The organism is Legionella bozemanae (genome assembly GCF_900450575.1).
Classification (GTDB): Bacteria; Pseudomonadota; Gammaproteobacteria; order Legionellales; family Legionellaceae; genus Legionella; species Legionella bozemanae.
In genome coordinates this window covers 14,590-30,499 of the sequence record NZ_UGGY01000002.1, presented here as the reverse complement: position 1 = coordinate 30,499, position 15,910 = coordinate 14,590, and the positions used below count along the sequence as shown (strand labels likewise).

The window sequence follows — 15,910 nt, the reverse complement described above, 5'->3', positions numbered from 1 at the left end:
TTATAAACGATTAACAATATGATGGTGTTATATGTGCAAAATACCTTAATACAAAACCCAGTGAAAATTAGGTGGCATTAGCATGATTTATGGATATGTTCGGGTGAGTACTCAGGATCAAAGTGTTGAAAGTCAGAAAAACAGCATTAGTCGTTTCTGCATTGAGCAAAAACTCATGGTTGACGAATGGATTGAATTAGAGATGTCCTCCCGTAAGTCTACTAAGTTACGTCGTATCGATGAGTTGTTAGATAAATTATCACCTGATGATGTGGTTATTGCCTCTGAATTATCAAGGCTTGGTCGATCAATAAAAGAAACGTTGAATACTATAGAAATAATTATTCATGATAAAATGTCCAGGTTGATACTTATCAAACAAAATCTGGATTTAAATCCTAATGCCAAGAATAATGTGGCAAATAAAGTGCTCATCACGATCTTTTCAATGTTGGCTGAATTGGAGCGAGATTTTATTTCAGAACGAACCAAGGAAGGGTTACGCGCACGAGTTGCTAAAGGTATTAAGCTTGGTAAACCGAAAGGGATAATACAAGCCTCAATGTACGATAAAGACAAAGATAAAATTTTACATCTATATCAACTGGGTGTTCCTATTCAAAAGATTATTGCAACACACTTAGGCTATGGCAAGTATTTATCACTAAAAGCTTTTATCAATAAATGCAGGGATTTTTCATGAATCAAAATTTAATCGACTCAATATGTTTTGAGAAAGCTAATCTTCAACACGAAAAAATTATATTTGACTGGCTTAGCTTACCCCATATACAAGATTTTTGGGATAACAGCAAAGAACATAAAGATGACATACTCAACTTTATCTATGGACGTAAGCAACACTATTTTTACGGTACCACTAAATATTGGGTAGGGTTTGTTAATAATGAGCCATTTGCTTTTCTGCTAAGCGACGAAATATTAGAGTCACAAAATGATGTAACTGATCTTCATAAATATTATTTATCAAAAGATGGGCATACCGTCTCTCTTGATTTTGGCATAGGGAATAGGGATTTTTTAGGAAGAGGATTGGCTGCACCAACCTTGAAGAAATTTACTGCATTCTACCACAATCAGATCGATAATCTGGCTGATACTTTTTTCATTGATCCTGATGAAAACAATCCTAGAGCTAAGCATGTTTATGAGCAAGCTGGATTCGAACCAGTAGGTGAATACTCGATGCAAGGCGGTTTTTTTACAGGCCATAAAACTCATTTAATGGTAATGAAATTACCAAAGAGAACTTAATATGGAAAAGAACATTACTGGTATCAATTACACTCAATTCTTGGATGATCTTAAGACGAAAGTTGCTGCAAGTCAGTACAGAGCGGCTCTGAGTGTAAATAAAGAACTTATTCTGCTTTACCATCATATTGGAACAGAAATTATCAATTCTCAGAAGCAACATGGGTGGGGGGCTAAAATTATTACGCAGCTAAGTCGTGATTTACGTAGTGAATTTCCAGAAATGAAAGGGTTTAGTCCGCAAAACCTAAAGTATATGCGACGTTTCGCTGAAGAATATAACCTAGATGAAATTGGTCAACAAGCTATTGACCAATTACCCTGGGGGCATAACATTACACTGATGTATGAAGTGCCAGATAAAAAGGAAAGAGAATTCTACATCCAAAAAGCAAAAGAATACAGCTGGTCTCGAAATGTATTATCAATGCAAATTGAATCCGATTTATATAAACGAGAAGGGAAAGCTATTACTAACTTTAACAAAAAATTATCATCTCCTCATTCTGATCTTGCACAAGCAACACTTCGAAACCCATATTTATTTGATTTTTTAAGTTTAGGGAAAGATGCTCATGAAAGAGAAGTAGAAAAAGGATTGGTTGCTCATATTGAACGATTTTTGCTTGAACTTGGAGAAGGCTTTGCTTTTCTGGGACGTCAATACCATCTTCAAATTGAAGATCAAGATTTTTATATCGACTTGTTGTTTTACCACATCAAGTTAAGGGCATTTGTTGTGATTGATTTAAAATCAGGTAAGTTTAAACCAGAATACGCCGGTAAAATGAATTTCTATTTATCAGCTGTAGATGATTTGTTACGCCAACCAGGGGACAACCCTTCTATAGGGTTAATTTTATGTCGTTCAAAAGTTGGGGTTGTTGCTGAGTATGCTCTTCGCGATATGACTAAACCAATTGGACTTGCAGAGTATAAACTTACTGAGTCATTGCCTAATGATATTAAGACTGCATTACCCACAATAGAGCAGATAGAAGAAGAGTTGTCGAAAGACTTTACAGAAAATGAATAAAATCTCAACCCCTCATATCATTGGTATTAGTGGAAACATGGGCGCTGGAAAAACAACACTTACCCTAGAATTAGCCAGTTATTTACATAGTCCTTTTATATCTTGGGATGATTTTGATGAGATCTCAAATGGACCTGAAGATTATATCGATTGGTACAAAAGGGGAGAAAATTACACTGAATGGGACTATCCAAAATTAGCTGAAGTTCTTAAAGTCCTTAAATCTGGGGAAGCAGTTATTCATCCAGTAAAGAATAGTGTTGTTAATCCCAAGCAATATATCATTTTTGATGCACCTTTAGGACGTTTTCACCAGCAGACTGGCATCTATATTGATACTTGGATTCATATTAATGTGCCATTAGATGTATCTTTGTGTCGCTGGGTACTTAGAAACTATAAAAATACTGATAAAACTAAAGAAGATCTTTTAGACGAGTTAGAATTTTACTTAAGTGAATCAAGACCTTTATTTGAAGATCGTGAGTTTAAGAGTAAAGCCGATTTCATTATAAATGGTATGGATTCAACAAAACACCAAGTTGAATTAATTAGAGAATATTTGGGAATTTAGAGAACAGATTAAAGTTCATTGCCAGTTTGGGCTGGATATGCGGTAAAACCCAAGGAATGGAGCAAAACCTGTGGCTTTATTCCTGAAAAAGAAGAGCAATTATTCGAAATGTTATCTTACAAAGATGTGCATTCAAAGTGATTTGGTTTAATCATAAAACAGGTCTGTTATTTCTTTGAAGGAGGAAATAAATTCGCTTTTTCCACCCCAAAATCTCCATAAAATCATGAAGTGATGAGAACGATTTAAGAAATTCCTTTTAATATATTTGGAATCATTCGTTCAATCATAGCTAGTGCCGTTTCTGCATCATAAGCACCCATTTTAGACAGGTCTTTGTTGTATACGCTGTATAAAATTTCAGTAATAATTTGTATCGAGCGAACACTATTTTCGAGCAATAATTGGGTTGATTCATCTGTCTTTTTTTCTAAAGATTGCAGATAAATACGTGCGCCAAATGATAGCATTTCTGCTGCAGTTATATTTAATTCGGTGTTATTTGTTTTTGCTATTTTATTCAACGAATGAAGAGTATCTGCACCAACATCAATAGTTATTTCCATAACGATTCACCTTCTTCTATAGGTATTGTTTTAAGTCCAATTCCGTTCATTTTAAACCGAACTTCTTTATATGAATTATTCTGAAATCCTGAGAAATTATCGTTTAAATATTTGATGGTTTTTTGTTTTATTTCCTTCAAGGAATCGTCATTAATATTGGATGAAATAACTAAGCTTTGATAATGATTGTGATACATCAAATGGGGTATGGATGCATGAATTTGTTCAATCATTTTTCTTATATCTTGCAATGGATTTTCACTTTTTTTATGTGGTGAAATTTCATTATGCAGGCAAAATTCTAAAAGAAATTTTAATGCTTTTGCTGGCGAAATATCTGATGAGCCTCGTTTTTGTAAATCAAATTGATGTGCAATTTTATTTAAGTACTCCCGCTCATATTCTGAAATACGTAAGGTAATGACATCATTTTCTTTCATAGAGGGGCTCATTTATTGAATCAATACAAGTATACAATAGTATTATTTATGTATACAACTGTATTTTTAAGTTGATATCCATTGATTTTACAAGGGGTATATGCATACAATTGTATACATAGGGATTTTACTTTAAATTACTCGTTTTTAAAGGGTTGTTTAGTTATTTATATATAAATCATATGGTTATGCGCAAATTCTTTAAAGCAATCACATTGCGTGGTGTGTGTAGAATCAGGAAATACAACTAGGCGCAATCCTTATGAAGTACTATTATTGTATAGTTAGAATAATGGCCAATGGAATAAATAAAGAGCGCGTGCCTTTGCGCGTTTGTGAAGGGATTAATTATAAAGTGGGATAAAAAATGAAACTATTTTTTCAAAAGGAGGTGTTAATTGATCGTATAAAAAAACTAATGCAATTGCTTATTAGAATTAAGGATTTTGTATTAGAACCACCACCAGGCTATCTCGAATATCAAAAAGCCATTACATCAAAAGATGCTAATTTTAATTACATGGAAAATGAATTTTTTAAACGACATATTTTACCTAATGTAATTAAGGGACATGGTATATTAAATCAGGGTGAGCATCTTTCTATTAACCACCAGCAATTAATCAATAATAATCCACATAATATTTTTAGAGTAAATCCTGTTACTGGTTTGCCTATGATTGGTTCCTATGATGCAGGAGGAAGTCCATTTGGATTTAATTTCAATCACTCCATTAATCACCATATTAATCATCATTCCAGCTTTAGCAATATGCATCCCAATAATCAATTAAATTCATTTGATTATTGGAATAGATAGTTAAGTTAGTTAGCATTATCAATTTTTAAAAAGGATATTTAAGTGAAAAGCATTATAAGAAATACATATAAATACTTAGCGCCAATAGCTATTATTGGCATATTCCTTTTTCACTCTTATTCAGTTCAATCAAAACTAGAGAAAAAAGAAAAACAAACCTATATCACCATAAAAGAGCTTTCCGAACTTGCTGCAAAAACTTACGGTGTTGAGCCAACTGTTTTGGATAAGACAGTGATTACCTTTATAGATTGGATTTTACCTGTCTCTTTTATTAATAAAAATGAGTCTCTCAAATTACTGGCTGATCATAAGAAAGAAATCTTATCAGAATCAAAATAAATTTATGTGTCAGCAAGATGGGAAAAGTTGGGTCGCCCTTCTTAAATCTGAGAATCGTGTTATCAGACCTAAGAAAATAATCGATCCGCCATAGTATTCAATGAAATAAAATTTGATTATATTGAAGTTCTTTTAGGATGTTCTTCCCTTTTAACCTATATGTAAAATAGTTATATGACTACTCAAACCATCAAAATGCCATTTCTACTTCAAGAAGAATTAACGCGTATTACTAATGCAACCGATTTTGAACTTTTCATTCTAAAATGCCATATTGAAAATATAATCTATACGAAACGCAAATTAGAAAAATTAGCCTCTAAAATTTCTATTGGCGCTAGTTTAAAATACTTTGACGTAGAATTATTAACACAAGATGTTTTATTGGTGAATGAGTTAGGTGAATTGATAAAGGGAATTCGTCAATCTGATCAAAAACAAGTTTGTATTCAGCCACAATCTATTGATTGTGATTTTAAAACCAACGTTCCTTCTATTAATGATAATCGAATGCTTATAAGTGATGATTGGAAACTTCCCATCTACCATAAAGTTGTCGTTAACTCTTCCGGGAATGTTTTAAAAGGTTATTTTATAAAATATAACCATAATGGTTGCAAATTAAAATTATTAGGCGGAGAAACGATTAAACTGCGCCCATATGCCTCTTTTTATGAACCTAGCCCAGAAGATCTGCAAGATTTTATTCGAATTGAACAAGACCAGGTTCAGCAACATTTAGAATATGAAAGAACACTAAGTGCATTGAAAAAAAATATAGGTCAATTAGACCCCAACAATTATCCTAATGATTATCGAAAAATTACTCGGTTATTGATAGGAAGAGGATTTTTTATTGATAATATAGATAAAGCTATCAAGCTACTTGACAGTAATGAAGTAACCCCACCTCTGACAAAAGAGATATTATTTGAGTGATATGAACGCTCTCTTATTTTACTATGCTTGGTTTCAAAAGTATTCAGACTTAAGAGATTTTATTTGATAGATATCCCTCCCCTCTTCTAAGGAATTTTAAGCCATTGGCTCTGTTTATCTGATGTATACGCCATTAGATAACTTAGGGGGTAACCGATAGGCTAATTGGATGAAAAGATCGGTTGAGTCATAAATTGTGACTCAAGCTCGTTTTTATTGCATTTTTTATTTGTTCCATTAGACCAAAACTTTCACACTCTAGTTTCGAGAAAGCAAACCACTTCTTCCCTAAATCTTTTAATGAAGCACCAATGTGATAAATATCGTGATCATCAATAATTAAAAATCGATCATGAGATAAACTAAACTGAACAAATTCCATTTTTTTATATTGCTCATTATATTTTTTAATGTCTAGTTTTAAATTATTACTAATATTCTTAGTCAATATACAAATCTGCACATTAGGTTTTGACTTTGCCAATTGTTCTAACACTGATTCATCGATGTAATTATCTAGAAGAATTATTGATGATTTTGCTGCTCTAATTAATTTTGAAACAAAAAGGTATGCATCAAATATTTGGCCATCATAAAATACTCCCTGTTCATTATGATCCCTTCTGTCCTCTAATGCATTGAAAATTTTTTCAAACTGCTCTGTGGCCTTTATCTCGTGTACAATTTGACGTTTTTCCAAGATGCTAAGTCTATTAATGATCTCCCCATTAAGTGAGAGAAATCGACGCATTTCCACAAAAGTTCGCATAATAGTAATATTAACTGCTATCGCCCTCTCACTTGTTAATACACCTGATATTCCAGCCACACCTTGCTCTGTAAATACATAAGGCAGAAACCCTCCAAGACTCTTTTTTGAAGGTATCGCATTTTGCGATAGCAAGATTTCCACCTCATCGGGAGTTAATTGAAACATGAAATCTTCTGGGAAACGTTTAATATTACGCTTGACTTGTTCTCTAAGGCGAATCGGCTTAACTCCATATAAATCTGCTAAATCCTTATCAAGCATAACGTGGATACCACGTATTTCATAAATCTTTTTCTGCAGTTCATCTTTAGTAAGAATTAAATCCAGAGTCATTGTAAAAGCCTTTAAAATAGATCAGATAATTAAGCATAATTAGGTAACTCAATTATAATGAACTTAGTCTCTGTTGAGTACATAATAAGAAAATAAATATAAGCCACACTGTCTACCGCAGACCAAAAAGCTTCAATGTGCTCTACTTGGATAGGAATAATTTTAAAATCCATGATGGCCTCAGTTATATTTATTCATCAGTAAATTAGGTTCATTTACCAAATTATCCTTTTCCAATCGGGTTAATTTTTTAATTAACCGCTCCAATTGCATCGCCCTGCCCTTTCCTTCTTTAATTTCCCAGGCTTGAGCTAACTTTATGGGTTTAAAGCTTCGTGTATATTTACAACCACCAGTTCCATTCAAATGCGACTGATACCGTTTTTCAATATTATCTGTATATCCTGTATAATAGGTATTATTGTCACAGAGCAACATGTAAACCCAATAACTTTTTTCATCCATTTTCACCACCGTTAAGCAAAAAGATTCTCAATAGTTTCTTGTATCTCGTCCTGGCTAGGCTTGGCATATCTAAATATTTCTTTAATAGACACATTACCACTAAGTTCTTGAGCAAAGTGCACTCCATATTTATCGGTCACTTTCTTTAAAAAAGTATGCCTTAGTTTATGCGGCGTAAATTCAAACTTCTCTTGCTCAGGCAAAAATGCCGATGCTTGTTTTAAAATTCTTTGGCAAATTCTGTAAACATCAAGGGTTTGCAAGCGAGTACCATAACGTGTTACAAAAAGAGGCTCGTCCTCGTTAGAATTTCTAGTATTTAAATATTGATCTAAATATCCCCTACTCTCTTGTGGCAAAGGAATTTTTTGGCTAATACGTTTAGACTTATGGCGTAGTACCTCGCATAAACTCTTCTGTCGATATTGACCTACATTTAACGAAGCCACTTCCGATTCACGAAGCCCTGTACCCAATAATACATAAAAAAGGGCGGTTTCCATCAAAGGATTTTGATTTTTTCGAGTACAACTTTTGATGCGCTGTTCACACGCTGATTTTAAACGCATTAATTGTCTGGAAGATAATCCATTCCAATCGGGAGCATCGGTTTGTAAATCCTTAACCTGAGCTAGAGGATCACCTGCCAATAATGGGCGCTGCTGATGGAGCCACCGACCAACATGACGAATGGTTGCCATGGTACGATTAATTGATGTTGCTTTAAAAGGTTTTCCGGTTTTCTCAGAAATTGTCTTTAATAAGTTCTTTTGGAAATGCTTACTGACTGCAGGAGTCCAACTGTCAACTACGTCGTGCCCTACTTCCATTTGAAAAAATTGCATGAATTTAGATAAGTCTTTCTTTTTTGCTTGCTCTGTTTTTTCAGGAGCGCCTTTCACATGGACTGAGTAATAATAGGACAGCCAGGCAGATAATGAATTTGTGTCAAAATGCACATCCAAAGGATGAAAAATCTTATCTATCACAAACTTTTGATTTTTCGTATTTTGACGATCCAATAAATCCATGGGTTTCCTTGTAACTTTTCCTTTTATTTGGCAGGAAAATTAGACTTTTAATTGGCACTATAGACGTGCTCCCAACCATTAATTTTGCTTGGATTCAAGATGTGTTTTATGAGTTTCGCCTAAAATTTCAAATGCTTCCTTTATGACATACAGAGCAATAGCAGTTCCAATAATCAAATCAGGATAGCGAGAATTTGTTATTGCTATTAATCCTCCTGACAAGATAACTCCTAGATTTGCAATAACATCAGCTCTGGTAAAAATCCACGTAGCACGAAGATGGATTTCTCCATTCCTAAATCGGCGAAGTAGATACAAAACAACACCATTTACGACCAGGGATATACAAGCAATACTTATTATAATAGTACTCATAGGAGAGCTACCTAATAAAGTTCTCCGCCCAACATCAACTAATACTCCGACTCCTAAAATTAATAGCAAACCTCCACTAAGCGCTGCAGTTGTGGTTTTAAAACGCATAGCTCGACCTACTGCTAAGAGACCCAAAGCATATGCGGATGCATCAGCAAGCATGTCGAAAGAATCTGCAATAAGCCCTGTAGATTCTGCTATAATTCCCGCAATTAATCCTACAACAAACATGGCAAAATTTAATGTTAATGCTATTTTTAGCACTTTTCTATCTGCTATGACAGCAGCTTGATGGCATTCGCAACCCATGTAGTATCCTCTTGTACACTCGGTATTTATATAAATACCTTATTAATTTTAATTTCAAAAAAAATTATTTCTAAAATTCGTAATGTAATTCTTGCAATTGGTAAATGCAGTTAAATACAATCATGTTACGGAATAGCCGCTCGTAGTTTCCTCTTTTTAACATAGGCATTGAGGCCTATATGATTGCTATATCCTAAAAAAACTGAGATTTTCCTAACAGACAAACCTAATGCTAAAAGTTCCTTAATTTTATCCGCATCTTTATCGAACTTACTTTTCTGAATCGTGCCTTTTGGCTTACCCAACTGAATTCCTTGTGACTTTTTATTGGCAAGCGCTTCTTTAGTTCTAAGGCTAATAAGATCACGCTCAAGCTCAGCAAAAAGAGAAAATAAGGTAATCATGACTTTTGATGTCATATCATGCTGTTTAATATCAAGGTTTTGTTTTATGGCAATTACCCGTACCTGTTTTTTTATTAGTTCATTGACTAAACCAATAACTTCTGCGGTACTTCTTCCCAATCTGCTTAGTTCAGTAACAATTAAAGTATCCGCACCATTTAATGCGGCAAGCATTTCATCTATACGACGTTCTTTGCTAGTTTTCCTACTTGAAATCGTCATCTGGATAAAATCATCTACTTCAAGTTTATGTTTTTTGGCAAATTCAAAAATTTCCAGTTTTTGATTGTTCAAATCTTGCTTATCGGTGGAGGCGCGAATATAGGCAATTGTTTTGGTCATAATTTAATCAAAAATTAACTTGTTTACATTTAACTTTAAATGATGGTATCAATTATACAATTAATAATAAAAATATAAACTGTTTTGTATATCCAAAATATATGTATAATAACGACCGTTTTTTATTATACATTTAATGGACTAGTTTAATCAAAATGACTAAAAAGAATGCGATTTATAAATTTAAGATCATTCAACCTTATTTGGATAATATTTCAACACTAACCTTCATTTCTGAAGACAAAGAAATCCCCATTAGAAGTTTGCATCGTTGGGTTAATCAATACAAAAATAATGGCTTAAAGGGATTAGAACAAAAAAGGTGGAGAGATAAAGGGCAATATCGGCAATTATCTGATAATTTAGTGAATATTATAGAAGGATTAGTTTTACAAAAACAAAAAAGAACGGTTGCCTCTATTCATCGTCAAATTTTACTTTATGCACAAGATCATAAACTTCCAAAGCCTAGCTATGGGGTTGTTGCAAAGATAATTAAAAATATTCCTCCCGATTTGATTTGCCTGGCACGTGATGGAACAAAATCGTATCAACAAAAATTTGATCTTCTTTATATAAGAGAAGCTGATAGACCAAATCAAATTTGGCAAGCTGATCATACATTGCTTGATATTTATGTGCATGATGGTAAAGGAGAGCTGAAAAGACCATGGTTAACCATTATTATTGATGATTATAGCCGAGCAATTTCTGGTTATTACCTAAGCTTTAATGCCCCAACAGCCCAACAAACTGCATTAGCATTAAGACAGGCTATATGGAAAAAGAGTGAAAGTAATTGGCCTATTTGTGGGGTCCCAGAAATACTATACACTGATCATGGCTCCGATTTTACTTCAAAACATATAGAAGAGGTTTGTGCTTCATTGAAGATCCAATTAATTTTTTCAGGTATTGGGAAGCCAAGGGGCAGAGGTAAGGTAGAACGATTTTTTGGCACAATTAATCAACAATTTCTGCAAGATCTACCTGGTTATCTCCAGAATGGGATAATGACTCAAAAAGATAAATGTTTTACTTTAGAAATTTTTGAGTCCAAGCTAAAGGCATTTATCCTCAGTGACTATAACCATAGCGTCCATAGCACAACGAAGATTCCACCAGTTCAACACTGGCAAGCCAATCAATTTTTACCGCAACTTCCTAAAAGCCAAGAAGTTCTCGACTTACTATTATTAACAATTACGAAGCCAAGAAAAGTTCACAGAGAAGGCATAAAATTCCAAGGATTACGATATTTTTCTACAACGTTAGCCGGCTTTATTGGACAAGAAGTGCTAATTCGTTACGATCCAAGAGATATGGCGGAAATTTATGTTTTTTATCAAGGTAAGTTTTTATGCCGTGCTATTTCACAGGATTTAGATAGCGGTACTACTAGCTTAAAAGAAATTATCGCAGCCAGAAGCCAAAGAAAAAAAGAACTACGTGACAATATAAAAAAGCGCCAATCATTAGTCGATGCAATTTTACAATGTCCTGGAAAAATACCAGGTACTCTGCCAAAAGAATCTATAAATAAGCCAGAAAAACAAAAAAATATCACAATTAAAAGATACCAATATGAATGACAACGAATTTATTACGACGAAAGGATATCTCCGGTTTAAAGAATTTTGCGACGCATGCATGGAGTACAAATACATTGGAATTTGCTACGGGCCACCAGGTGTGGGAAAAACAAAATCGGCAGAACATTATAGTGACAAGCCTCTAAAAGACTCTATTCCAAAAGATCAATTTGGAACGCTTATCACAAGTGAAGCTCCGAAAGAGTTATATGATTGTAAAACTATTTTGTATACACCGATGCCTCCATTCTCGCCTTATCAAATGAATAATCAGCTTTTAAAGGAACAAATAATCTTCAATCAAATAGTAAAAGAAGCAAACATTAACAGGATAAGATACGAACAACCAGATTTATCTGCAAAGCATATTGATTCTTTAATAGAGGCCAGTATTGTGGATTATAAGGATTACTTTAAACTCATCATTATTGATGAGGCAGAGCGATTGAATGTTACCGCCTTAGAAATTTTGCGAGCGTTATACGATCAATTAAATGTAAGCTTTATTTTTATTGGAATGCCTGGTTTAGAAAAAAAATTATCAAGATATCCCCAGCTATATTCAAGAATCGGATTTGCGCATGAGTACAGGGTTCTTTCAAAAGAAGAAATGATATTTATGTTAGAACATCATTGGAAAAAGTTAAATTTAACATTTAAGCCAGATGATTTTGCTGATCATGAAGCAATGACAGCCATCATACGTATAACCAATGGCAATTTTCGATTAATAAATAGATTATTTATGCAGATTGATAGAATTTTAAAGCTGAATGATATAAAAAATATTACCCATGAAGTAGTCCTGGCTGCTAGGGAATGCCTATTAATTGGTACAGCTTAAGCATGCCATCTAAAGTACAAATTTCCCTGCCAAATAATGCTAAAAGTTACATACAACTATCACATTGATACAAAGTATCCATAAAAGTACTTTGACTGACCAATCAATTCCAAAAGAAGAGTTAAAATTTATAAAGCAGCTAAAGAAATGAACCAATTAATTGCCAGCTCAATATTCGATTTAATCCCTCCTGATGAAGAAGAAAAAAATCTTTTTGAATTCTGTAGGCAAAAAAATGATTCAGAACATATTGATATGGAAGAGGAGTTTTACCTTGAGTTTCTTGCTTCCATTAATAAAAAAGAAGTATTGCATTTACATTACATGGAAAAACAATCCCCTTTTTTAATCTCTGAAACATAAAAATTCCCCACACGTTTTGTAGAGCCACTTAATCGTGAAAAACAAAGAAAAAAATCTGACTAGCTGCATGATGCAGTTAAATATAATACAAAACCTATAAGAGTCAAAAGGTTTAAATTGAGGAATTACAATATAATTAAATAACATTATGGAGATGAATAAGCCGAAAAATCCCTTTGAAAATAAGTATAAAGTAAATAATTATAAATCAAGAAGTTATATGGTTAGCGTCGGGAATCGAACACATTACCATTCTGCGCTCTTGTGCTTTTTTCCAAAAAACACTAGCTGTCTTTCACGGTGTGCAATTGTCTACGGGAGCGTGCCGTTTGGGTGCCGATCATTAGAACGTAGATGATGTTATTTCAATTGATAATGCATTATGATTAATATTCAGTAAACATATACATTAATAAGATATTTAATGATTAAGGGAATATTTATTTTAATTATATTAGCCCTACAATTAATTGTAGGCTGTGTTCCTCGATCGTTAGAACCAAATGCAGAGAAAGTGGTGGTTATCTATAATCAAAGTACTAAAATGGCCAAATCATGTGAATTTTTAGGGAAAATATTTAATAGTGATGTACATGGAAAAAAACTTCATTTTACGCTTGGCTTAGAGAAAAATCTAAAAACCGATGACATAAATTTTCTTAAAAATGAAGGAGCCAAATTGGGGGCAAACCTTGTTGTATTTGAAAAGCATCACACATCAATAGAAAGATACCACTCTCAACCTGGTCATACAACCGACATCAGTATACATGCCATTTATGCTAAGGCTTATCGATGTCCTCCAAATTTAATTGAAAGCATGGAACAATTGAATGAATATCATCATGCATACAAAAACCCAGTGATTATTAAAAATAATTAATTATTGAAGTAAAACATTATTAATCGATTGAGTAATGGAATAGCAATAATTCGGTGTATCTTTAAAAAGCATCTGTAGATATATAACTGCATTAAAAATCACACTCTGCCATGAATTAATTAAAATGAAACCCTCTAAACTTTATAAAGACTAATATCCTCTTTTAGGTGTTTCACAATATCATCTAAATGATGAATAAATGCCATCATTTCCTCTATGCCACTAGAAAAAGTTGCGGTAGCACGATTAATTTCATTCATGCTCTCCACTATTTGCTCAATTCCAACTGCTTCTTGCCTGATAGACACCTCGATGTGTTGGCTAGAAATCGATGCTTCATTAATCATTTTACTTAGTGCATGAATAACGTCGCCTGCTTTCTCAATAAGCTTAATTTCTGAATCAAGAGTGTTAGCTCCTTCCTCGGTAACGATGACCGCTTTTTCCGTGCTGCGCCGTATGTCCTCAAGAATTTTTTGCACCTGTACCGTGGACTGTTCTGATTGCTCTGCAAGGTTTTTTACTTCAGTGGCCACTGCGGCAAAACCTTTTCCCGATTCTCCTGCTTTTGATGCTTCAATTGATGCATTCAATGCTAACATCTTGGATTGTTGGGCAAGCGTATTTACTACTAAAGTAATTTCACTGATTTGTTGCATGTGGTTACTTAAATCCAGAATAGTTTGCGCAATAAGTTTCATCTTTTCCTCTGAGGTCCTAATACCCAGAATGCTTTGTTCCACAGAATGAGCACCTCGCTTTCCCTGTTCATAGGTATTTTGAGCCAATTCTCGTAAAACCTGAGCTTTAGCCATAGTATTTTTAGAACTATGGTCTATTTCTTCCAATGAAGCACTGATTTGATTAATCGCAGATGCTTGAGAACTAATTTCTTTTGCTTGTTTATTAGCAGAAATAAGTACCGTTCCAACCATCGTGACGATATCACTGCTGGCTTGTGTAATTTTTTTTGTTATCGATGAAAGTCTATCCGTCATGGAATTTAAATCTCGACCCAAATCTTGTAATATGCCTTCGTTTTCAATTTCAAGACGATGACGAAGATCACCGGAAGCAACTTTACTGCTATGTAGACTAAATTTTTTCGAAGAATTAATCAGTGTTTCCAATAACACTCGAGTTTCCTCCTCTTTAGTACGAAGCATTTCTTCATTCTTTTTTATTGCATCTTGCATGATTTTTAGGGATAAAAGCAGCTTCCCTAATTTATCTGATGATAGGATTTCGATTGCTACGTCTCGCTCTCCTGCGGCAATTCGCTCAGCAGCATTTATTGCATAATCCAGTGGAATAGATAATGCTCGCTGTGTCATATAAGGGACAATCACTGTTAAAACAATTGCTAAAATCAACAGCCACAAAGCAGATTCTTTTAAAGAAATTAAATCCTTATCTATTTCATTTATATGGGATTCAATTTCTTTGGATAAGTCTCTAAATAGCCCCCCTTCTCTTTTACCCGTTATCTCCGAATAAGGACCAACAATGAGATCTATCATTGATTTTTGAATGGCTCGTGTTTTGTTCCTGCTATTTTCTACATTATCTGGATTATTAGGATCTCTTGGAGTATTTATTATTGATGCTTGAGTTTGATGCAAAGATTTATAAAGTTGTTGAAGCTTTTTCCATTTATGTTGTATTTCTTGATTATCTAACACTTGGATTACTTGATCACCCTGGACTCTAACTTGATGAATTTCATTCCATATATTGTCAAAATAAGTCTTATCTTTTGGGTCTCCTGTCATTGCCCAATGCTCCAAAATGTCTTGAGCTTGATAAATTTGGGAATCAAGAATGGGCGGCAAATTCTCATTTTGAATTTTATGACTCAGGTGGATTATATAGTTTACTTTGGGCACTAAAAGCATAATCAATATTAATAAAGGTAATCCAAGTGTCATAAATCCAATAAACAATCGGGCACCCAATGGAATCACAAAACGTCGTGGGATTGCATCAGTGTTCATTACCGCCTCCTATTTAGAACGAGACTTTAGAATCTCCGCTCATTCATAATTCTTTAATAGAATTTTTCTGGTGATCACTCCAAAAAATAATACAAAATGACCTATATTTTTACTTAAGTCAGTATGTTAATTAATTTAAAATCCGAATCGATTTCTTTAATATTCAATGCCTCATTGTCTATAATGTGTAATAAGTCCATACAGAAAGAAA

At 33.6% G+C, this 15,910-nt stretch carries 19 protein-coding genes; 11 read left to right on the top strand and 8 right to left on the bottom strand.

The window, feature by feature from the left end; translation table 11 throughout:
• Positions 1-82: 82 nt before the first annotated feature.
• From DY223_RS17075 to DY223_RS17060, 4 genes are read left to right on the top strand one after another with little or no spacing between them, the layout of a single operon-like run.
• On the top strand, positions 83-703 hold the full coding sequence (locus tag DY223_RS17075; RefSeq protein ID WP_058461002.1) for a recombinase family protein: 621 nt from the start codon (positions 83-85) through the stop codon (positions 701-703).
• Positions 700-1,275, top strand: a complete 576-nt coding sequence (locus tag DY223_RS17070; protein WP_058461003.1) for a GNAT family N-acetyltransferase — start codon at positions 700-702, stop codon at positions 1,273-1,275. The genes DY223_RS17075 and DY223_RS17070 overlap by 4 nt, the downstream gene beginning before the upstream one ends.
• Position 1,276: 1 nt before the next feature.
• Positions 1,277-2,311, top strand: coding sequence for a PDDEXK nuclease domain-containing protein (locus tag DY223_RS17065; protein ID WP_058461004.1), 1,035 nt, complete (start codon positions 1,277-1,279; stop codon positions 2,309-2,311).
• Complete coding sequence (locus DY223_RS17060) at positions 2,304-2,885, top strand: nucleoside/nucleotide kinase family protein (protein ID WP_058461005.1); 582 nt, start codon at positions 2,304-2,306, stop codon at positions 2,883-2,885. The genes DY223_RS17065 and DY223_RS17060 overlap by 8 nt, the downstream gene beginning before the upstream one ends.
• A 245-nt stretch (positions 2,886-3,130) precedes the next feature.
• Here DY223_RS17060 and DY223_RS17055 read toward each other — a convergent pair whose 3' ends face one another.
• Entirely contained in the window at positions 3,131-3,451 is a 321-nt protein-coding gene (locus DY223_RS17055) for a hypothetical protein (protein WP_058460616.1), read from the bottom strand.
• Positions 3,442-3,891, bottom strand: a complete 450-nt coding sequence (locus DY223_RS17050) for a hypothetical protein (protein WP_058460617.1) — start codon at positions 3,889-3,891, stop codon at positions 3,442-3,444. The genes DY223_RS17055 and DY223_RS17050 overlap by 10 nt, the downstream gene beginning before the upstream one ends.
• 367 nt (positions 3,892-4,258) lie before the next feature.
• On the opposite strand from DY223_RS17050, the gene DY223_RS17045 reads away from it, so the two are divergent.
• The 3 genes from DY223_RS17045 (at position 4,259) to DY223_RS17035 (ending at position 5,992) form a co-directional block, all read left to right on the top strand.
• The gene (locus DY223_RS17045) at positions 4,259-4,711 is read left to right on the top strand and encodes a hypothetical protein (protein ID WP_058460618.1); all 453 of its coding nucleotides are present in this window, start codon (positions 4,259-4,261) and stop codon (positions 4,709-4,711) included.
• 42 nt (positions 4,712-4,753) lie between these two features.
• Positions 4,754-5,053, top strand: coding sequence for a hypothetical protein (locus tag DY223_RS17040; RefSeq protein ID WP_176580215.1), 300 nt, complete (start codon positions 4,754-4,756; stop codon positions 5,051-5,053).
• A gap of 174 nt (positions 5,054-5,227) precedes the next feature.
• Positions 5,228-5,992 (top strand): hypothetical protein, encoded by a 765-nt coding sequence (locus DY223_RS17035; protein ID WP_058460619.1) that lies wholly within the window; start codon positions 5,228-5,230, stop codon positions 5,990-5,992.
• A 187-nt stretch (positions 5,993-6,179) separates the two neighbouring features.
• On the opposite strand, the gene DY223_RS17030 is transcribed toward DY223_RS17035, so the two are convergent.
• The 5 genes from DY223_RS17030 to DY223_RS17005 form a co-directional block, all read right to left on the bottom strand.
• On the bottom strand, positions 6,180-7,097 hold the full coding sequence (locus DY223_RS17030) for an ORF6N domain-containing protein (protein ID WP_058460620.1): 918 nt from the start codon (positions 7,095-7,097) through the stop codon (positions 6,180-6,182).
• A gap of 180 nt (positions 7,098-7,277) precedes the next feature.
• Complete coding sequence (locus DY223_RS17025; RefSeq protein ID WP_058460621.1) at positions 7,278-7,562, bottom strand: GIY-YIG nuclease family protein; 285 nt, start codon at positions 7,560-7,562, stop codon at positions 7,278-7,280.
• Between the two features lie 11 nt (positions 7,563-7,573).
• The gene (locus DY223_RS17020; protein WP_058460622.1) at positions 7,574-8,593 is read right to left on the bottom strand and encodes a tyrosine-type recombinase/integrase; all 1,020 of its coding nucleotides are present in this window, start codon (positions 8,591-8,593) and stop codon (positions 7,574-7,576) included.
• Positions 8,594-8,671: 78 nt separating this feature from the next.
• Positions 8,672-9,277: a cation efflux transmembrane domain-containing protein gene (locus DY223_RS17010; RefSeq protein ID WP_058460623.1), complete on the bottom strand. Its 606-nt coding sequence runs from the start codon at positions 9,275-9,277 to the stop codon at positions 8,672-8,674.
• 125 nt (positions 9,278-9,402) lie between these two features.
• The gene (locus DY223_RS17005; protein WP_058460624.1) at positions 9,403-10,023 is read right to left on the bottom strand and encodes a recombinase family protein; all 621 of its coding nucleotides are present in this window, start codon (positions 10,021-10,023) and stop codon (positions 9,403-9,405) included.
• 155 nt (positions 10,024-10,178) lie between these two features.
• On the opposite strand from DY223_RS17005, the gene DY223_RS17000 reads away from it, so the two are divergent.
• The 4 genes from DY223_RS17000 to DY223_RS16985 all read left to right on the top strand — a co-directional run bounded on the left by DY223_RS17000 (position 10,179) and on the right by DY223_RS16985 (position 13,705).
• Positions 10,179-11,615, top strand: a complete 1,437-nt coding sequence (locus DY223_RS17000) for a Mu transposase C-terminal domain-containing protein (protein ID WP_058460625.1) — start codon at positions 10,179-10,181, stop codon at positions 11,613-11,615.
• Positions 11,608-12,459: an AAA family ATPase gene (locus DY223_RS16995; protein ID WP_058460626.1), complete on the top strand. Its 852-nt coding sequence runs from the start codon at positions 11,608-11,610 to the stop codon at positions 12,457-12,459. The genes DY223_RS17000 and DY223_RS16995 overlap by 8 nt, the downstream gene beginning before the upstream one ends.
• Before the next feature lie 147 nt (positions 12,460-12,606).
• On the top strand, positions 12,607-12,822 hold the full coding sequence (locus tag DY223_RS16990) for a hypothetical protein (RefSeq protein ID WP_058460627.1): 216 nt from the start codon (positions 12,607-12,609) through the stop codon (positions 12,820-12,822).
• 424 nt (positions 12,823-13,246) lie between these two features.
• Positions 13,247-13,705: a DUF4156 domain-containing protein gene (locus tag DY223_RS16985; protein WP_058460628.1), complete on the top strand. Its 459-nt coding sequence runs from the start codon at positions 13,247-13,249 to the stop codon at positions 13,703-13,705.
• A 134-nt stretch (positions 13,706-13,839) separates the two neighbouring features.
• Here the strand turns inward: DY223_RS16985 and DY223_RS16980 are convergent, their stop codons facing one another.
• The gene (locus DY223_RS16980) at positions 13,840-15,699 is read right to left on the bottom strand and encodes a methyl-accepting chemotaxis protein (protein WP_115684371.1); all 1,860 of its coding nucleotides are present in this window, start codon (positions 15,697-15,699) and stop codon (positions 13,840-13,842) included.
• Positions 15,700-15,910: the final 211 nt, after the last annotated feature.